The sequence below is a fragment of the Acidobacteriota bacterium genome, assembly GCA_016703965.1.
GTDB lineage: Bacteria > Acidobacteriota > Blastocatellia > Pyrinomonadales > Pyrinomonadaceae > OLB17.
This window is the reverse complement of sequence record JADJBB010000021.1, coordinates 931,663-951,417: the sequence shown is the minus strand read 5'-3', so window position 1 is coordinate 951,417 and position 19,755 is coordinate 931,663. Positions and strand designations below refer to the sequence as shown.

The window sequence follows — 19,755 nt, the reverse complement described above, 5'->3', positions numbered from 1 at the left end:
CAGATTCCTTGTTAACTCCCCAACAGCTCCTTCACCGCTCTATCGAGCTGCGAATCCCTACCGGTCAACGTCTCGCCGATCGGCCTGGTGACCGGAATGTCCGGCGTTCGCGGATTCAGTTCCATATTCTTGCCGTCCGAACCGCGTATCAACTGCCGCGGCAGCCTGAACGTAGTTCCGTCAAAAAGAGTCGTGTTCCATGTGAATATGATCCAGCCTGATGTCGGTTCGCCGACAACCTTACCGAGTTTTAGCGATTTATAGCCTTCGGTCAGGTCTTCGGCATCCGAGAGTGAATGCTGATTTGTGACCAGAACCGTCGGCCGTTCGAGTGCCCGCTGTCCTAGTGCGGAACGAGCGGGTACTTCCCACAGCCCGCGTTCGTGCATCGTCAGATATCCCTTTCGGGCCAAAACGTCGATCACGTACGGATTGATAAATCCGCCGTTGTTATTGCGAATATCGATCACAACGCCCTGTTTTGCCTGATTTTCCACATCGAGGTCGATGTAGAGCTGATTCAGCGAGCCCTGGGACATATCAGGCAGGTGAACATAACCAAGCTTTCCACCGCTGACTTTTTCGACATACGCTCGATTGCTCTCGACCCATTGACGGTAAAGCAGGCTTTTCTCAGCAGCGGTCGAAATGGGCTTTAATACGACCCCGCGTTTGCTCGAGCCGTCAGCTGCGGAAGAAAATTCAAGTTCCACACGCTTGCCAACTTTGCCTTCGAGCAGCTCGTCGATGTTGACGCCGGCTCCGATCTTTGTCCCACCAACGCTGAGAAGATAATCGCCGACCGCTATACCTTTCGAAACCGCTGCCGGGCTAAGAGTGATCACCTCAGTCACCTTCAAACGGCCATTTGTCTCGTATTCGCTGCGATCGAATCTCAGGCCCAGCTTCCCGACCGTCGTCGCCGTAAATCCCGATGGCCCGCCGACGCCGAGGTGCGAAGCATTGAGCTCGCCGACCATCATGTTCATCAAACGGCGGACTTCGTCCATCGTTCGAGCCCCCGCGATCAGCGGCTCGTAGGTTTTCTTAACGGCATTCCAGTCCGTACCGTGGAATTTGTCGTCGTAAAAATTGTCACGCATGTAGCGCCAACCCTGCTTGAAAACCTCAATCTTTTCCTGAGCAAAATTCACGTTCATGTCCATGCTGACATTAAGAGGCCGAACGTCGCGGCGGTCGAGACTCACAATGCTAATGCGGCCATTCTCGACGTAGTAAACCTCTTTGCTGTCAAGCGAAAACTGGGCCTGCGATTTGAATCCGGGCGTCGACGTCAATTGCCGGACAGCCGTATCTGTCGCGAGCTCATCTAGCGACATCGTATAGAAATTGAATTGCCCCTCGGCCGATCCGAGTATGAGCAGCGTTTTGCCGTCCGGACTAATGATGACGCCGTTGTTATTGACGCCGGTATTGATAAAGCTCAATCGCTTTCGAATGTCCTCGAACACGATCTCCGTCGCCTTCGATTCATCCTTTTTCTCCGCGGCCGGCGTTGCAGCCGGCGACGGCTGAGGTGACGCAGGCGGACCGGCCGGCTTATCACGCGGATTTTCCTGCTTAAAGAGATCGCGGAACTGATCCTCGCGGAATTTTGGTGTCCGTAGCTTGAGATCGATACGAGCGATCATTCCATCCTCCGTCCGTTGGCTTGAGCCGTAAAGGATGTAGGAACCATCTGCACTCCAGGCTATCGACCCGGCGTTCGAGTTAGAAAGAAAGCTGATAGGCTTTGCCTCGCCGCCGCTCGCCGGCACTACGCTAACGTTGGTGTATGACCGTGTAAGTGGGGACGCCGTCAGAAACGCGATCCATTTGCCGTCCGGCGACCACTTGAAGGAGTCTCCGCCGAGTGGTGCTGTATCGGTGTACGTCTTACAAAGTTCTTTTTCGACCTTGGTCTCGATATTGTAGGTAAATATCGCACGTGCATTTCTGACAAATGCCAGCGTCTTGCCATCAGGCGAGAACGCCGGAGCGATATCTTCGTTAGTTCCTCGCGTCAGCTGGGTCTCGGTTTCGGTTGAGAAATCGTACTGAAATATCTCGTAAGCCCCGCCGCGTTCTGATGAATAGACCAGCCTTTTGCTGTCCGGCGACCACGCCACGTTCGATTCCGGAGCGACAGTATGCGTGATGCGAACCGCCTCGCCGCCGTCTTTTGATGAAGCAGCAAAGATCTCCCCGTGTGATACGACTGCAACCTTTTTGCCGTCGGGTGAGAGAGCGAGTTCGCCGGCCTGGGTCGACAGATTGAGCCGCTCGATCATCGGGCTCGATGCCGCACCGCGGAGCGTGATCGCGAGTTCCTGCGGCTTGCCGCCTTCGGCCTTCATTTTCCATATATGGAAGTTTCGCTCGAAAACTATTTCCGTCCCGTCAAAGGATAAACTTGCCCACAGCACCCGGCCGTCGGTGAAATTCGTGATCTGTTTCGCCGCTCCGCCCTTCGGCATCGACCAAATGTTTTGAGGGCCGGTGCGGTCTGATACGAAGTAAAGTTTCGAGCCATCAGCCGTCGCCATCGGCCACATTTGCTTTGCTCCGCGTTGGGTTAGCTGGGTATAGGTATCGCCCGTTTTCTGCCACAATTCGCTCTCGTCCAGGTGGCTGCGGCCGCGACGCCACCATTGCGATGCGGAATTTCCGCGAGCTGCAAAGATTATCGAGCCGTCTGCCAGCGGCGTCGATTCGAACTCATTCGTAAATCGATCGGAGCTGATCTGCATCGCCGTTCCGCCGCTAGCCGGAATGCGGTAAATATCATTCATCCCCGCGATATCGCGGCTGCTCGAGAAGAAATAGATCCATTTGCCGTCACGCGACCACGCGTCGAGATTTTCGTTCAAATCGTCAAACGTCAGGCGTCTCAGACTTCCTGTTTCGATCTCAAGAAGATAAATATCGCCGTTCCCTGTGCGGTTCGAGGTGAATGCCAGCCATTTGCCGTCAGGTGAGAAAAGGGGCTTAGATTCATTCGCCGGATGCGAAACCAGTAGCCTCGCTGCTCCGCCCTCAGCCGAAACCGACCAAATATCGCCGCCCGAAACAAATGCGATCTCCTTTCGGTCAGGCGACAATGACGGCTCGGTCATATACGGCGACGGAGCCTGAGCAAACAAAACGGACGAACAAACGGACAGAACGAGAGCCGCGAAGCCAAGCATTTTGATCATATTTTTTCTCTGTTGAGGACGGAATATCCTAATGAAAACAAAAACGATGGTTGATACGCAAATCAGAGCGGAATGTTTTGACTGGAGATGCAGAAGCCCGCACGAAGTAAGGGCTCCCTACGCATTGGATCAGCCGGGTTCCTGCGACGACTACGAAACAAAACAGTTTCCTTATATACTCTCATCTATGCTCGACGACTACGGATTCGAGGTCTACGAAGAGAATATTTTTCCAATAGCCTATCTGCTGACATTTAGAACGTTCGGAACCTGGCTTCATGGCGATGAACGTTTCGCCGTTGCCCGAGACGGACGTAACCATTATGGCAGGGAAAAGATCCGTCCTAATCCGTCGCTCGCCGCAGCAATGTTAGAACGGGCGAAGCAAAAGCCGTTTATACTAAGCGACCCAATGCGGTTGACCGTGGAATATGCGATCACCGAATTGTCCGAGCGACGTGAATACCTGCTTCGAGCGGTAAATGCCCGAACAAATCACGTCCACGTGGTTGTTTCGGCGCAAACGGAACCTGAACGATTGACGGACGCGCTTAAGGCCAACGCAACAAAGCATTTGCGGGAAAAGGGATTGGTTTCGACAGAGACAAGGATTTGGTCGAGGGGAAGGAGCAGACGCTACCTGTGGAAACCACGACACGTCGCCGCAGCAATAGATTACGTTTTGAATCAACAGGGCGATGGGCCGTTTGAGCTGCTCGATTAGGTTTGGCGGCCTTCCTCAGACCTTTACCCGTTTGATCGCACAGGGGAGCCCTTACTTCGTGCGGGCTTCCGCATATTTTCTGCATTTATGAAATACGGACTCATCGCCGGCAACGGCCAGTTTCCCTTCCTTGTCGCCCACGGCGCTAAAAAAGCCGGAGTTGAGCTCTTTGTGGTCGCGATCAAGGAAGAGACCGATCCGCAGATCGATCAGGCGGCTGAGAATGTCACGTGGGTCGGCATCGGCCAGCTTGGGAAAATGATCTCGTATTTCAAAACCAACGGCGTCGAAAGGGCGATGATGGCTGGCCAGGTGAAACACGTTCAGCTATTTTCGGGAGCGATCCCTGATATGCGAATGGTCAAAATGTTATGGAATCTGCCTCGCCGCAACACTGACGCCTTGATCGGCGGGATCGCAAACGAACTCGGTAAGGACGGGATCGAGCTGATCGATTCAACATTTTTCGTTCAGGACCACGTTGCATCCGGCGGCGTACTGACAAAACGCGAGCCCTCAGATGTTGAGCTCGAAAACATTGAATACGGCCTCCACATTGCCGACGAGATCGCCCGCCTCGACCTCGGCCAAACGATCGTCGTCCGCGGCAAAGCCTGTGTGGCGATCGAGGCCATGGAAGGTACAGATGCGACCATCAAGCGGGCGGGCGAACTTGCCAACGGTAAGCTCACCGTCGTAAAAGTCGCCAAACCCGACCAGGACATGCGTTTCGATGTTCCAGTTGTTGGAACGCCAACCATCCGCACAATGATCGAAGCCGGAGCGACATGTCTGAGCGTGACTGCGGATAAAACACTGATATTCGACCGGGAGGAAATGCTGAAGCTCGCCAATGACAATAAGATCTGCATCGTCGGATCGGAACAAACGTCGAAGCGGTGAAACTTAATCGCCGCTGATGCGTAATAAACTTTTGATTCAATATACAAATTTGCTGGAGAAAATAATGAGGAAGAATTTGATCGCTGGATTTCTGGGCCTGGCTCTTTTGCTGCCGACCGCAGGGTTTGCCCAGGCACCTGCAATAAAGATCTCGGCTGACGAGAAAAAAGCCGCTGAACACATCACCGCTAAACAGTTGAGTGACTATCTCTATTTCGTCGCTTCTGACGAAATGGAAGGCCGCGACACGCCTTCGCGAGGGCTCGACCTGACTGCGAAGTTCCTTGCCACCAACCTTTCCCGCTGGGGTTTTAAGCCAGCGGGCGATGACGGTACGTTCTATCAGAAGATCGCTTTGCGACGTGACGCGGTCGATCCGGCAGCGACATCGGTGGACATCGGCGGACAGAAATTCTCGTACGGCGACGACCTGGTTCGCGTGTCGGGAACACAGACCGGAACGATGACGGCAAAGGTCGTCTTTGCCGGCAACGGCTGGATGATCAAATCAAAAGGCCTCAATCCTTACGAAGGCCTCGATGTGAAGGGTAAGATCATTGCTGTTTACGGCGAAGGCCAGCCTTCGCAGCGAAGCATCGTACCGATGCCGGCAGGTGTCACGCAGGCTGATCTGCCCAACGCAGGCCGTGGTACCGAATGGGCGGATGTTGCGACCTATGCACGTGCAAATGGGGCTGCGGGCGTCTTGGTCCTTCCTTCAAAGTTCTTTGCAGAAAACTGGTCGATGATCTCAGGAAGTTTCGGCCGCAACCGTCTCGTCGTCGATAAACTAGCTCAGGCCCCGCCACCCGCGGCTGCTGGAGCAGGTCCGGCACCTACTGTTTTTATTGCCTCGCCAAAGCTCGCCAACGCACTGTTTGCCGGTGAAGCAGGAAATCCGCTTGCGGGAGCAACCAATTCGTTCTCGCTGAACAAAGATTTCACCTTCAGCATCGGAACCAAGACCGAAACCGTCTGGACTCAGAACGTCGTCGCCCTGTGGGAAGGCAGCGATCCGGTGCTTAAAAGCGAAATGGTCGCGATCGGAGCTCACTACGATCACGTCGGTGTCAACCCGAATGCTCCGGGCCCGGATAAGATCTTTAACGGAGCTGACGACGACGGTTCTGGCACGGTCGCCGTGCTCTCGATCGCCGAAGCTCTAGCAAAAACGGCCAAGCGCCCAAAACGCTCGGTCCTTTTGGTCTGGCATTGCGGCGAAGAGAAAGGCCTATGGGGCAGCGAATATTTCAACAAATTCCCAACCGTCGACATTAAAAAGGTCACTGCTCAGCTCAACATCGACATGATCGGCCGCAGCAAGAAACCCGGCAACACCGAGCCGCGGGACAAAGACCTTTCGGGCGAAAACACGATCTACGTCATCGGAAAAGACATGATGAGCTCGACGCTCGGAGCGGTTGTCGATGGAACGAACAAGGGCTATCTAAACATGGATTACGATACGCGGTACGACGATCCCAAAGACACGAACCGTTTCTTCTTCCGCTCAGATCACTTTAACTATGCAGTCAACGGCATCCCGATCGCGTTCTGGTTCGACGGTGTCCACGTGGACTATCACGGAGCAGGCGATCACCCGGACAAGATCGATTACGCCCGGATGGAGAAGATCACCCGAACGATCTTTCTGACGCTGTGGCAGCTCGGAAACCTTAAAGAACGTCCGGCAGTGGACAAGAAACTTCCGCCGGAACTTTCGGCGAGGTAGTTTGAAACGCACGAGAAGGCTGCCTGAAAATGGCAGCCTTTTTTAGCTCTCCGAAGTGGTACTTTTGTGTTTTTTCACTTTTCGCCTATTTTTACCAAAAATTGCCGCATAAAAAGTGTGAATCGATTCACACTTTTGCACAAATTAGGTACGGAGTGACGAAAATACTGGGTTTTCGTGAATTGGAAGGCGGCCTCCGGCCCAAAATGCAGTATTGCATTGGTAGAGGGAAATCAGGGCTTTTGGGTCTCTTTTCAGCTGATTGGTAGAGGTATTTGGGAGATTGGTCAAACGTCGAGGATGAAAGTTATGGGACGCTCAATTGAGAGATCATAAATGCCCACCCTTATTTCGGCAGAAGCATGCGGTACGCTTCGGATTTGCTGATGCCTAGGTCTTTCGCGGCCTTCTTTAGAGCGGCTTTGTGATCGAGCCCGGCGAGTTCGTAAGACCGAACGATGACCTCGATCGAGAGCTCAGGTTTGGCCGACGCGACGTTTTCGCCCGCTCGGTCGATGGCAATGACGATCTCGCCTTTTACTTTTGCTTTCTGAAAATGATCGAAGAGGAATGACAGCGTTCCGCGAACGGTTTCTTCATGCAATTTGGTCAATTCCCGCGAGACGGACGCCTTTCGATCGCCGAGAACCGCGAGGCAATCGCCGATCGACGACGATAGGCGGTGCGGAGCTTCGTAAAAAAGCAGCGTCGCCGGAATATCCCGAACCTCCTCGAGGCGCTTCCGCCGCTCACCTTTTTCGAGGGCAGAAAGCCGCCAAAGAACAGCGAATCTGTCGGCAATCCCGAGACGATCACGCCGCCAACGAAGGCGGCCGCTCCCGGAATTGGAACAACCGATGCCCCGATCTCGCTCGCCCGCTGCACTATCCAGAATCCCGGATCGCAAATGCCCGGCGTTCCGGCGTCGGAGACGATGGCGATATTTTCGCCGGCGACGAGCCGGTCGACGAATTCCTCCGCGCGTTCCTGTTCGTTGTGTTCGTGGTAACTGATGGTCTTATTCGAGATGCGGAAATGGTTGAGCAGATTTCGCGTATGCCGCGTGTCTTCGCATGCGATCACGTCAACCGTGCGCAGAGTCTCTAGGGCCCGCAGCGTTATGTCCTGCAAGTTCCCGATCGGTGTTGCGACTAGATAGAGCGTTCCGGGCATCCTCTTATTCTAGCCTAAGACTGGAGGGTGAGCATCTTGCTCGCCCGTTCTGATGCCGAGCACGGGCGAGCAGGATGCTCACCCTCCAGTCAAGAAAAAAGCCCGCGTTCTCGTCGAACGCGGGCTTGCAAGAGATGTGAATTAACTAAGTGTTAGAAAGGCCACCAGCTTGGCAGGCCCTGGCGATTTGTGTTGCCGCGGCCGTTTCCGTTGCCGTTGCCGTTTCCCCAGCCGGTGTTGCCGTTGCCGTTGCCGTTACCATTTCCCCAGCCGGTGTTGCCGCGTGGGTTGTAGGTGTTGTAGCCGCGGCTGATCACCTGCAGGTCGTTGCGGATCGAGCTCCAGAGGCTGCGGGTCTGGCCGCTTACATTTGCCCGGCTGATCGAGCGTTCGATCTCAGAAGCGTACTGGAATACGCGTCTCATCTCGCCGTCATTGCGGTTGTAGCCGCGATTGTTGTTGTAATAATTGTTGTCGAGATCGTTCACCGCATCTTTGAAACGGTCAGCCATTCGATTGATCTCATCTTCGCGGCGTGTGCCGTTCAGACGGCTGCGGTCGAGGTCGCGGTCGAGCTGACGTGCAAACTCACGAGTTTTCTGCTTCAGGCTGCGTACCGTGCCGTTTACATTGCCGTACTGACCGTTGTTGTATCCACCATTGCGGTTATTATTGCCATACGGATCATACTGTCCATATTGTGCCGAAGCTACTGCTGGTATGCCCAAAACCAAGAGTGAAAATGCTCCTACTGCTACCCAATTCTTAAATCTGTTCATCGTTTTTCTCCCTTATCGTAAAACTAGGCAATGACTTCGACATTGCTCGATATGGGTAATGGCAAAGAGTGTGCCAAAGAGGTGAAATGCCGTGTTTACAGGGCTTCCGGGCGTGATCGCAGAAATTTTGAACGAATGCGGGTAACGATGTGGTTTATGTTTGCTCCATAACGTTGAGTGCGGGGGAATGAAAGGAAAATAGACCACAGATAAAACGGATCGGACGGATTTACACAGATATAACTAGAAAATCTGTGTTGATCCGCTTAATCCGTTTTATCCGTGTTCTATTCCTTCCAAAAAATGAAAAGAGGCTGTCTCTACAAGACAACCTCTCCTGACTACTGACTACTGGCTACCGACTACTCATTTATGCAAATGCACCTTCACCGCATTCCCTAACGCATTTGCCGCGCAGAGGCTGCCGCCGCTGGAGACTTTGCCTTTGAGATTGTCCTGTTTGTCGACCGAATCCAGCAACCGCGTTCTGAGGTCTTTCATTGAGATCGAAGGATCGCTGGCGATGATCAGGGCGGCGACGCCGGAAACGTACGGTGTTGCCATTGAGGTTCCAGAGGCTTCGCGGTAATTGTCGCCGATCCAGGTCGAGACGATCTCTTTGCCGGGAGCCGCGATGTGGACGGTTTTCACGCCAAAATTTGAGAAGCTCGCGAGCTTGTTGTTGCGGTCGAGAGCCGCGACGCTGATGACGTTTGGCAGGTCGTAGTTCGACGGGAAATGCGGACGGGCATCGTTGTTAGTGCCGTCGTTACCGGCTGCTGCGATAAACAGGATTCCCGCATCGCCCGCTGCCTTAATAACATCTTCCAGAGCCTGCGAACGTGCCGTCGAGCCCCAGCTTGCCGAGATAATACGAAGGTTCACGCCGTCTTTCTTGCGTTCGATCGCATAGTTGATCGCCGCGATCGCATCGTCGGTCGAACCCGAACCATTACGGCCCAAAAACTTCAGCGGCATGATCTGAACCTTCTGATTTATACCCGAAACGCCGATGCCGTTGTCGCCCTCAGCGCCGATGATCCCGGCACAATGCGTTCCGTGGCCGTTGTCGTCCATCGGATCTGTGTCGCGAATACTCGGTCTGAGCTGAAAACGATCAGGATCATATCCACCTTGAACCGGCGGATCAAATCCGTGCAAATCATCTACATCGCCAAGTTCGTCGTCATGATACTGAGCAAGATTTGCAGGACGAACCCACATATTGCCCATCAAATCTGCGTGTTTGTAATCGACGCCGGTATCAAGCACAGCAACGACCACCTCTTCACTGCCTTTTGTGACAGCCCAGGCGTTGAGAGCGTCCAAATCCTTTCTTTCGGTTCCGCCATCTTGTCCAGTGTTGCTCAATGCCCACTGATCGCCGAAAAGCGGATCATTTGGAGCGTCAGCGGCGAGCGGACGGTCGAACGAATATCTGGCCGAGGCATCTTCCGAGGGATCGTCGAGTTTGATTAACGAGTTTACCTCAGCATACTCAACCACGTCTTTCATAGCTGAATACTGTAGAGCAACTGCCGATGGGTCGGCATCATTCAGGTCATCAATTACGGCCAATCCTTTGACCGACTCTATCTTGTCGAAAACAACATCTTCGTTCGCCGCCGTCAAGGAACGAATCTTATCCCGTGAAATTCCTGGTTTGAACCGCACGAGAACTTCCGGAATACCTCTATTCGCCTTCGCGGCCGAGATGCCGCTCGTCGTGGTCGAACTCGTCTGCTTTTGAGCAACTGTCGAAGGCGTTTGCTTTAGCACCGCTCTCCAACGATCTATCTGCCCGAGTATCGCGGCGAGCGTGATCAGAACTACGGCTATTCCAACGTGTATCCAGATATTATTGCGATTCATGGTACTGCTCCCGATGTTAATGCGGGCAAGCTGCCCGCGTTCCAATTTATACTACGACGTAGTTTTCGCCGTTAAAGTTGTGCAGGCGGATCTGGTATTTATCCGCCCGGTATTCGTACGTTTTGCCCTTTGCGGCCAGCTTGATGATCCACCCGTAAGCGATCATCTGTGCCGCAAATTCGCCCGCCGCCGCGGTTCCGAGCGACATATCAGAAAACTCTTTGTCGGAAATGCTTTTAACCTCGATATCATCCGCCTCGATGTTTAAACGTTTCGCCAGGTCAACCCTTGCACGATCCGCCGCATTTTCCTTCGTAAAACCCATATTTTTGCGTCTCTATTATCTTGCTCTTCTTTACGTCCGATAGTCAACAAAAGTTCTGACTGGAAAGGCAAGCATCTTGCTTGCCAACGCCGGTTCCTCCGGCGTGACGGCGCCGGACATCGCATTGAATGCGTGGTCAACTCCCTCACACCGCCGAAGCGGCGGCGTTGCACGCGGGGCGCGTGCGTTCCCGGCCTTACGCTCGACGCTTGTTGGTCATGTTACGCGTGATCTCAACGATCGCCGGAACGATATACGTGGCACAAGCAATGCCGAGAATAAGCCCCGTGATCACGCGGGAGATCTGAGTATTTTCCCAGATGCCGAAAATGGTCAGCGACCAGTCGATGGCGATCGGGATCATTGAGAGAAAAAGCCAAAACCGTGCGAGCGGCTCGATCTCGTCGATACGACGCCAAAGCGGATAGATCGCGAAACCCGCGAAAAGCCCGAAATAAACCCCTGAACAACGGGAACACACGCCGAACTGTTCGCCCGCAATGTGAAACGACCTTTCGGGAATGCGGTGGCAGATGTAGTGGTAAAAACCGTTCAGCGACGCGGCGATCGATTCGAAACCGTATGCCTTGGCAAGCGGAGCGAGGATAATGAGAAACGCCCAGACAAAAACCACCCCGAGCCCGACCGCCCAAGCCCGCCATGCCTGACGACGCATCGCAGCCTGGATGGATCGGGGAATGTAATTCTCAACAGGTTCGGACATGGCTGCTTCGCGGCTTTGCCGCTCTATTTGCGGCGAGGCTTGCCTCGCCGGTGCGTCAAAAAACTTTGCGGCTCTGCCGCCGCTCTTCGATAGTCTCACAAAGCGGCGGCATAGCCGCAAGGATCGATTGATACTGAACGGAAAAGCAGAGCTTTTCCGCAAATAGAGCGGCAGAGCCGCGAGATAAATTAGAACCGTATCACCGCATCCGGGCCGCCTTCGACGTGGACGGTGTCGACGAAACGAATGTTTTTCGAGTCCGAGGTCATAACGACCGAATGCGTGCGTTTGCCGGCACCGAAAAATCTCACGCCGCGAAGCAGTGCTCCGTCAGTGACGCCAGTTGCCGCGAAGATGATCTTTTTGCCGGGGGCGAGGTCGTTGGTGTCGTAAACCTTGTTCGGGTCGTTGATGCCCATTTCGTTGAGACGTCTCATCACCTCGTCATGTGGCGGAACCTTCGATTTATCGACGCCCAAACGTTCCGGATCCCAGACGAGTTTCGCGAGGATCTCGCCATTCAGGCATTTCATCGCGGCGGCGGTGATCACACCTTCAGGTGCTCCGCCGATACCCATCAGGGCGTGGATGTTGGTTCCGGCAACCGCGGCCGAGATACCGGCCGAAAGGTCGCCGTCGGAGATCAAGCGAATGCGGGCTCCGGCCGCACGAACCTCGTCAACAAGCGATTTGTGACGCGAACGGTCGAGGCACATGACGGTCAGATCCTCGACATCGCGTCCCAAACGGCGGGCGATATTCTTAAGGTTTTCCGTCACGGGAGCGTCGATATCGACCGACCCGCGGCACGAAGGCCCAACAACGATCTTGTCCATGTAGAGATCCGGTGCGTTGAGCAAACCGCCACGTTCGGCAGCCGCGAGAACGGCGATGGCGTTGTTGGCTCCGAGTGCGCAGAGGTTAGTTCCCTCCAGCGGATCGACGGCAATATCGACCTCGGGAAATTCGGAGCGGGCTTCGTCGGAGAACATTCCGCCGCCGACTTCCTCGCCGATATAGAGCATAGGAGCCTCGTCGCGCTCGCCCTCGCCGATGACGATCCGGCCACGCATCGGAACGGTGTCCATTACCTCACGCATCGCCTCGACGGCGACGTGGTCAGAGTATTTACGGTCGCCCTGGCCCATCGTTTTAGCAGATTCGATAGCAGCGGCCTCAGTAACGCGCAAAAAGTCCAACGACAGGTCGCGCTCAGCTTTGATGTTTTTCATGTAAGTTCCTTAAGAGAAGAGATACGGTTTTCACCGCTATTTGAGGGCATTTTACCACTTGTCTCACCTGATTTGACAAGTTCGACTTAGGATATTACGGTTTTACTTTGGCTTTTACGATTCTGACCGCCTAGTGGCGGATATTTGAACTAATTATGACCTACATTGTCACAACCCCCTGCGTCGACTGTAAATATACCGACTGTGCCGCCGTTTGCCCGGTCGAGGCTTTCCACGAAACGCCCGACAGGCTCTTGATCAACCCCGATTCTTGCATCGATTGCGATGCCTGTTTGCCCGAATGCCCGGTCGAAGCCATCTTCTCGGATATGTCTGTGCCCGAGGAATATCTCGACTGGCTCGAAAAGAACAAGGAAGCCGAGAATTATCCGATCATCAGCACCAAGCAGCCAGCCCTCATGGGCGCGGGATGCTCCGGGCCGCCCGAGTAGTTTTCCATTTCAAACCGATCAGAAAGCCGTGGAAACTCGTGTTCCACGGCTTTTTCTATTCAGATTCGCCAATTACCGCCATCGAAATCCGATCCGCAAATTTGTCGGCGAGGCAACTGTCCGTATTGGCGTTTTACCGACCGAATAGCGTGAGTTGAGCACATTCTCGACCGCCGCATAGATCTGCAAGTTTTCGCTCAACTTTCGCGATACGAACAGATCGATCTGAGCAAAAGGCTCGAGTCGAAAGGTGTTCAGGTCATCATCAAATTGCTCGCCCGACGCCCGGCCCTGAACGGCAAAATTCCACTTCGACTTCGTATATCGAGCTTGAAACGTGAACTGATTTTTAGCAACCTGCGGGGTCGCGAGCCCGAAAAGGACGGGATTGGACGGAAAGCTCGTAACTATCGAATCTGCAAACAGATAACCTGCCGAAAGGTCCATCTGTTTGAATCGAAATTCCGCTTCGATCTCAACTCCGGCAGACCGGGTTTCGCCCGCATTCTGACGTTGCCGGGTGATCAGCGTCGGTGTTGTCGCGAGCGTGACGTTGGCGACCGGTTGGCCGATGCGTGTCCAGAAAGTATTGGCACGAATGGCAAACTGGCGCTTGTTGAATTTGATCCCGCCTTCGAAATTATCGGCACGTTCAGCCCTGAGGTTCTCGTTGGCGGTCGTCAGGACGTTTCCGACGCGGAACCCACGGTATAGTTCATTCAATGTGGGCGAGCGAAAGCTGCGGGAGGCGTTGGCGTAGAACGAGAACTGGCCGGAGAGATGCAGAAGAAATGAGATCTGCGGACTAGATGCATCTTCGGTGCGATCGATAAAAGCGTTTATCACAATCGCGTTTGTCGCGATCGCACGGGTCGAGGTGAACGCCCGGTAATTCTCCCAACGGTCATACCGCAAACTGCCCGCGATCACGGCTTTGCTGCCGATCCTGACGAAATGCTGAACGAAGAGCCCAGCCGTCAATTGCCGCCCGCCGGAACCGATATTTGAAGTAGGCGTATTGTTCGCGATAACGATCTCATCGCTTGCTCCGCGAACATTCCGGAGCTCGAAACCAGCGAGCAACGTATGATTGCGATAGACCGCCGATGCCTGGGCTGAGAACCCAACTGTTTGGGCGGGCACCCGCTGTACGCGGTTGAGAGCTTCGGCGGTTCGAGCTGAATTCACGGTCGAGAACGTTTGATCGTAAACCTGTGTTCCGCCAAACGCTCGCCACCGGAAATTAAATAAGGAACGATCCGCCCGAACATCTCCGCCTGCGATCATTTGGCGAATATGTGTACGATTCGTCTGCAGACCGGTGCCGTTTGTGCGAACCTCGCCGAAGTATGATGGGCGAAAGAAGATCGTCGCTTTACCTGAGAAGGAACGGAGGATCCGCGTCGAAAGACTTGAGCTCCGCACGCCGGCAAAACCATCGACGGGGCCGCGGACGGCTTCATCGACGATCTTATAGCCTTTTGTTTGATAGCTTGCAGCACTCAGATCGAGGAGCCAATCATTGAGCCTCGAGCCAATGAAAGTCGAACCGGAGATCGTATTCTGGGTACCGCCAAACGCATCGGCAGCAACGGTGAATTTGTCCTGGGCCGATCGGGGCAGCACGTTAATCGCACCGCTAAGGCTAGAATCGCCGTAGAGGCTGGATGCTCCGCCGCGTAAAATTTCGACATTTTCTACGGCGACTGAGGAGACTCGATTCCACTGAACCCAGCCGCCGAATGGGTCATTGAGCGGCACACCGTCGAAGAAAACTCCGGAACGGCTGGCACCGCTGGCTCCGACACCGCGAAGACTGACGCCCTGAGATGTCGGGTTTGCATTACGACTGCTCGTGCGGCGAAATATCGAGAATCCGACGGATTGCCTGAGAGTATCGTCGATCGTCGGCGCCGCAGCCGTCTCGATCTCGACCCGCGAAAGGGTGAAAACACTTGCAGGTGTGTCGCCTATCCTGGTCTCGATCCGGTTGGCTATAACTGTGACTTCCTCACGTATTGGAGGTGGTGTTGGCGTCGGTTCCTGCCCGCTAACTCGAAGAAAAAACAGTACAAAGAGCAGCGGTAACGCAGAGAGCCTCATAAAAAAATCATTGCAAAAAGGAACCTAACAATGTTTAAGTATATATTAGCACGGGAGTTCCCCTGTGTTTTTACGGCTAAAAAATGTCTATGTTCGACAACGTGGCTCCAGGCCCAGATAAAAAACTGCGCGGTGTGGTTGATTGGCGCATGAAGGTACTCGTGCTATTTGGAACGCGGCCCGAGGCGATCAAACTCGCTCCGGTCGTGCATGAACTGCGCAAGCGGTTTTTCCAGACGATCGTGGTCTCATCAAGCCAGCATAAACAGATCCTTAAGCCGTTTCTCGAAACGTTAAAGGTAGACGTAGATTTTGATCTCGGCATCATGCGGCGTAACCAATCCCTCAACGAAGTGTGTTCCCGCGTGATGGCCAAGCTAGATAAAATACTCGATCTGGAAGAACCCGATCTTATCCTCGTTCAGGGAGATACCACAACTGCCTTGGCCGGTGCTCTTGCGGGATTTAACCGCAAGATCCCGGTCGGACACGTTGAGGCAGGATTGCGATCGGGCAATCTGATGAGCCCGTTTCCCGAGGAAATGAACCGCCGCGTGGTTTCGCAGATCGCATCATTCCATTTTGCTGCGACTGAGAAGAATCGCCGTAATTTGCTGGCTGAGAATGTACCGAGCGAAAAAGTTTTTGTAACCGGAAACCCGGTGGTCGATTCGCTCAAGTACATGCTCAAAAATCTTACGCCTGACCCTGCGATCGCTGAGCTCATAAAAAAGACCGAAGGCCAGAAAAGGATCCTGCTCACTACTCATCGCCGTGAGAGTTTTGGCTCGGCAATGTCTGCCAACCTAAAGGTACTCGCTAACTTCGTCGCCAAACGACCCGACGTTTGCCTGTTCTTCCCCGTTCACCCCAATCCAAATGTGAAATCGGTCGCCAAAGAGTTTCTCGGCGGCCACGACCGCATCCACCTTTTGGAACCCCTCGACTATTCGGACTTTTTAGCTATTATGAAGTCGACCTGGCTGATCGTTTCAGATTCAGGCGGCGTTCAGGAGGAAGCTCCGAGTTTGGGCAAACCACTTCTTGTGATCCGTGAAAACACCGAACGCCCCGAGGCGATACGGTCCGGAGTCGCAAAACTGGTCGGCAGCAGTCCCGGAGCATTGAAGCAGCTTCTCGAAGAAAACTACGCCGTTGAGACGTGGACCAAATCGGTAAAAGAGGTTGCAAATCCATTCGGTGACGGCAAAGCTGCGTCGCGGATCGTCAAGATCATCGAGGAAAAACTGGCGTCAAAGGCGATCAGTTCGAAAGCCCAACAGGCGAATCTTTTCTAGCTCTCTCTCTATGAGTTCAGATCCTAACAAAAAGAACTTGTTAACGATCCTGGTCGAGGATTATTTTCACGTAGGTGCGTTCGAGACGCTCATCCAGCAGCGAAACTGGGAGAATTTCGAACCGCGCTACGAGCAAAATACTCTTAAAACACTCGACCTGCTTGATCGTTACGATACAAAGGCAACATTTTTTGTCCTTGGCTGGATCGCCGATCTCAATCCCGATCTGGTGCGCGAGATCGTATCACGCGGGCACGAGGTTGGGAGCCGCGGATTTTATCACCGCAGTGCAAAAAATCTGACGCCGGACGAATTTCGCGAAGATCTTCGGCGTTCGAACGAAGCCATCGAAAACGCCTGCGGTCAAAAGGTGGTTGGATATCGTGCTGCTGAAAAGCTCGAATTTGATCAAAGCGAATGGATCCTGAAGACTCTCTCCGAAGAGGGATTTGCTTACGATGCGTCCTTTTTGCCAACTTCAAACAATCCGGTCGAAAAACGAGTTGCACACGAGATCGAAGTTGGTGAGCAGAAGATCTGGGAATTTCCATACACAACGACCGATCTTGGTGTCGGATTGCTGCCGATCTCGGGCGGTAATTATTTCCGCCAATTGCCCTACACGCTCATGCGTCGCGCGATCAAGCGGTGGCACAAACAGCACGATAACGATCCGTTTGTCTTCTACTTTCATGTCTGGGAACTCGACCCGGAACAGCCCCGCATTTCAGCCGCGTCAAGCATGAACCGCATTCGACATTATCGAAAACTCGATAAGATGGAATGGATCCTGCACGAAAACCTCGCTCTATATAAATGCACGGGTATCCCTGATCACTTGGGCCTCAAGCCGCAGTTGGTTGAGAGCACGGTCTCCGCATCGGCGGCGGCAGAAGCAATTAACGTCAAACCGGTCAACAAGGCCGCGATGACCCCGGTGACGATCATCATCCCTTGCTACAACGAACAGGAATCACTGCCGTACCTAGCAAAAACGCTTGCCTCGGTCGAGACCGAACTGAACGGCATCGGCTACGCATCGCAGCTCTTGTTTGTTGACGACAGAAGCACTGACAACACCATCGAGGTGATCAACACGCTATTTGCCGGACGCGACGATGTTCAGGTAGTAAAACATGAGGTCAACAAAGGTGTCGCGGGCGGCATAATGACCGGCATTCGAGCGGCGAGAACCGAGATCGTCTGTTCGATCGATTGCGACTGCACATTTGACCCGCACGAACTCGTCAACATGATCCCGATGCTGACCGAAGGGGTCGATCTGGTCCAGGCTTCGCCGTATCATAAGGATGGCGCGGTTCAAAATGTTCCCGGTTGGCGTTTGCTGCTCTCAAAAGGCGCATCAGTTCTGTATCGCCGCATCCTTAGAACAAAGATCGCATCGTACACTGCATGCTTCCGCGTGCTTCGCCGCAGTGCGATGCTTGATATTGAGCCTCAGGAAACCGGCTTCCACGGAGTTCCCGAAATGCTCGGACTGCTCGACCTCAAGGGCGGTACGATCGTCGAATATCCCACCGTTTTGGCCGTCAGACTCTTTGGCGCGTCCAAGATGAAAACGCTGAAAACCATCGGCGGTACCGTCAAACTGATGTCCCGGCTTGCAAAGTTGCGTTTCTTCGGGAAATCCACCCCAATTCAAACTTCTTTAACACCAGCAAGGCTGACCGCAGTCTCAAAAGATGTGACCAAATAATTCAGGAAAGATCCTCCTGAATTTTGGACATCGAGCCTGAGAAGGCATAACTGCTCTCATGGTCGCCGCACTATTCCTATGAAAGAAAATATAGCCATTGTGGGGTCCGGGTTTCTAGGTTTGACGCTCGCGAAGCGCCTCGCTGATGCGGGAAACAAGGTCACGCTTTTCGAATCAGCCGCAGAGATCGGCGGCCTCGCCTCCGTTTGGGAGATCAACGACATTATCTGGGACCGCCATTATCACGTCGTCCTCGCGTCGGATCGTTACACCCGCAACATCATCGAAGAGATCGGCCTCGGCGACGAATTCAAATGGGTCGAGACCAAAACCGGTTTTTATACCGACGGCGAATTGCTTTCGATGTCGGATACGAAAGAATTCCTGACCTTTCCGGCCTTGGACATGATCAGCAAACTCCGTCTCGGAGCGACGATCTTTTTCGCATCAAAAATAAAAGACTGGAAAAAGCTCGAAAAGATCACGGTCGAAAAATGGCTGACCAAAATGTCGGGGCAGAAAACCTTTGAGAAGATGTGGAAACCGCTTCTGAAAGCGAAACTTGGCGAAGCCTATAAAGAAACCGCCGCATCATTCATCTGGGCCACGATCCAGCGAATGTACTCGGCTAGGCGCTCGGGAATGAAGCGCGAAATGTTCGGCTACGTTCGCGGCGGCTATGGCCGCGTCCTGGAAAAATTCAGTGATACTCTCCTGAAGCGAGGTGTTGAGATCCGGTTAAATTCCAGGGTCGAGTCGATCGAAAGACTCGAAGGCGGTAAGATCCGCGTTACAACGGCGGCCGCTCGTCGGCACAAAGACATCAAGCCGAAAGTTCAAAAAACCAAATACGCTGCTTTTCAGGCTGCCGCGACGGTTGCTCCGGGCTTTTCAGGAGCGTTCATTTCGGAACCGCAAATGCCTTCGTCGGTCGTTGAATTCCCTTCCGCATCGACCATTTTTGACAAAGTAATTGTCACGGCCCCGTCAAACGTAGCTGAAAAGATGCTGCCGCAGCTCGATAACGTCGAACGCAATCAGCTCAAGAGCATCAAGTATCAAGGCATCGTTTGTGCATCGCTGATGATGCGATGCTCGCTTTCGAACTACTACGTAACAAATATTACCGACGATACGCCGTTCACCGGCATCATCGAAATGTCCGCTATCGTCGATAAACGCGAATTCGACGGCAACGCCCTTGTATATCTGCCGCGCTATATTACCCCGGACGACCCGCTTTTCGACAAAACGGATGAGGAGATCGAACACTACTTCCTGACCGGCCTCGAGAGAATGTACCCGCACTTCCGCCGAAAAGATGTTGTGGCATTCAAGGTCTCGAAGGTGCGTCAGGTGTTCCCGGTTCCTGTCGTTCGCTATCACGAAGGCCTTGCTGATATGAAGTCATCGGTCGATGGCGTTTACATCGTCAATTCGTCGCACATCGTCAACGGAACGCTGAATATCAATGAGACCGTTCAGCTTGCAGAGAAGTTTTTCGAGAGCGAATTCAAGAATTAA

General features: G+C 53.6%; 14 protein-coding genes and 1 pseudogene. 7 read left to right on the top strand and 8 right to left on the bottom strand.

Annotated features, from left to right (window positions below; translation table 11 throughout):
* Window positions 1–11 precede the first annotated feature (11 nt).
* Complete coding sequence (locus tag IPG22_11765) at window positions 12–3,197, bottom strand: PD40 domain-containing protein (protein MBK6588961.1); 3,186 nt, start codon at window positions 3,195–3,197, stop codon at window positions 12–14.
* Between the two features lie 31 nt (window positions 3,198–3,228).
* Between IPG22_11765 and IPG22_11760 the strand changes: the two genes are divergently transcribed.
* From IPG22_11760 to IPG22_11750, 3 genes are all read left to right on the top strand, one after another.
* Window positions 3,229–3,921: a transposase gene (locus IPG22_11760; protein ID MBK6588960.1), complete on the top strand. Its 693-nt coding sequence runs from the start codon at window positions 3,229–3,231 to the stop codon at window positions 3,919–3,921.
* Window positions 3,922–4,008: 87 nt separating this feature from the next.
* Window positions 4,009–4,824: a UDP-2,3-diacylglucosamine diphosphatase LpxI gene (gene lpxI / locus IPG22_11755; protein MBK6588959.1), complete on the top strand. Its 816-nt coding sequence runs from the start codon at window positions 4,009–4,011 to the stop codon at window positions 4,822–4,824.
* Window positions 4,825–4,888: 64 nt separating this feature from the next.
* Entirely contained in the window at window positions 4,889–6,556 is a 1,668-nt protein-coding gene (locus IPG22_11750; GenBank protein MBK6588958.1) for a M28 family peptidase, read from the top strand.
* A gap of 346 nt (window positions 6,557–6,902) precedes the next feature.
* On the opposite strand, the pseudogene rsmI reads toward IPG22_11750, so the two are convergent.
* The 6 genes and pseudogenes from rsmI to glpX all read right to left on the bottom strand — a co-directional run bounded on the left by rsmI (window position 6,903) and on the right by glpX (window position 12,661).
* Window positions 6,903–7,729: pseudogene (gene rsmI / locus IPG22_11745) on the bottom strand (16S rRNA (cytidine(1402)-2'-O)-methyltransferase).
* A gap of 152 nt (window positions 7,730–7,881) precedes the next feature.
* Entirely contained in the window at window positions 7,882–8,508 is a 627-nt protein-coding gene (locus IPG22_11740; protein ID MBK6588957.1) for a hypothetical protein, read from the bottom strand.
* Between the two features lie 366 nt (window positions 8,509–8,874).
* On the bottom strand, window positions 8,875–10,380 hold the full coding sequence (locus tag IPG22_11735; protein ID MBK6588956.1) for a S8 family serine peptidase: 1,506 nt from the start codon (window positions 10,378–10,380) through the stop codon (window positions 8,875–8,877).
* Window positions 10,381–10,426: 46 nt separating this feature from the next.
* Window positions 10,427–10,705 carry a hypothetical protein gene (locus tag IPG22_11730; GenBank protein MBK6588955.1) on the bottom strand — a complete coding sequence of 93 codons (279 nt, stop codon included), beginning with the start codon at window positions 10,703–10,705 and terminating at the stop codon, window positions 10,427–10,429.
* Between the two features lie 196 nt (window positions 10,706–10,901).
* On the bottom strand, window positions 10,902–11,528 hold the full coding sequence (locus tag IPG22_11725) for a DUF2085 domain-containing protein (protein ID MBK6588954.1): 627 nt from the start codon (window positions 11,526–11,528) through the stop codon (window positions 10,902–10,904).
* A gap of 89 nt (window positions 11,529–11,617) precedes the next feature.
* Complete coding sequence (glpX, locus tag IPG22_11720; GenBank protein MBK6588953.1) at window positions 11,618–12,661, bottom strand: class II fructose-bisphosphatase; 1,044 nt, start codon at window positions 12,659–12,661, stop codon at window positions 11,618–11,620.
* Between the two features lie 155 nt (window positions 12,662–12,816).
* Between glpX and IPG22_11715 the strand changes: the two genes are divergently transcribed.
* A complete protein-coding gene (locus IPG22_11715) occupies window positions 12,817–13,113 on the top strand; it encodes a ferredoxin family protein (protein ID MBK6588952.1) in 297 nt (98 codons plus the stop codon).
* 72 nt (window positions 13,114–13,185) lie between these two features.
* Here IPG22_11715 and IPG22_11710 read toward each other — a convergent pair whose 3' ends face one another.
* Window positions 13,186–15,216 carry a TonB-dependent receptor gene (locus tag IPG22_11710; GenBank protein ID MBK6588951.1) on the bottom strand — a complete coding sequence of 677 codons (2,031 nt, stop codon included), beginning with the start codon at window positions 15,214–15,216 and terminating at the stop codon, window positions 13,186–13,188.
* A gap of 149 nt (window positions 15,217–15,365) precedes the next feature.
* Between IPG22_11710 and wecB the strand changes: the two genes are divergently transcribed.
* The 3 genes from wecB (at window position 15,366) to IPG22_11695 (ending at window position 19,755) form a co-directional block, all read left to right on the top strand.
* On the top strand, window positions 15,366–16,514 hold the full coding sequence (gene wecB / locus IPG22_11705; protein ID MBK6588950.1) for a UDP-N-acetylglucosamine 2-epimerase (non-hydrolyzing): 1,149 nt from the start codon (window positions 15,366–15,368) through the stop codon (window positions 16,512–16,514).
* Window positions 16,515–16,524: 10 nt separating this feature from the next.
* Window positions 16,525–18,231 (top strand): DUF3473 domain-containing protein, encoded by a 1,707-nt coding sequence (locus tag IPG22_11700; protein ID MBK6588949.1) that lies wholly within the window; start codon window positions 16,525–16,527, stop codon window positions 18,229–18,231.
* Between the two features lie 78 nt (window positions 18,232–18,309).
* A complete protein-coding gene (locus tag IPG22_11695) occupies window positions 18,310–19,755 on the top strand; it encodes an NAD(P)/FAD-dependent oxidoreductase (protein ID MBK6588948.1) in 1,446 nt (481 codons plus the stop codon).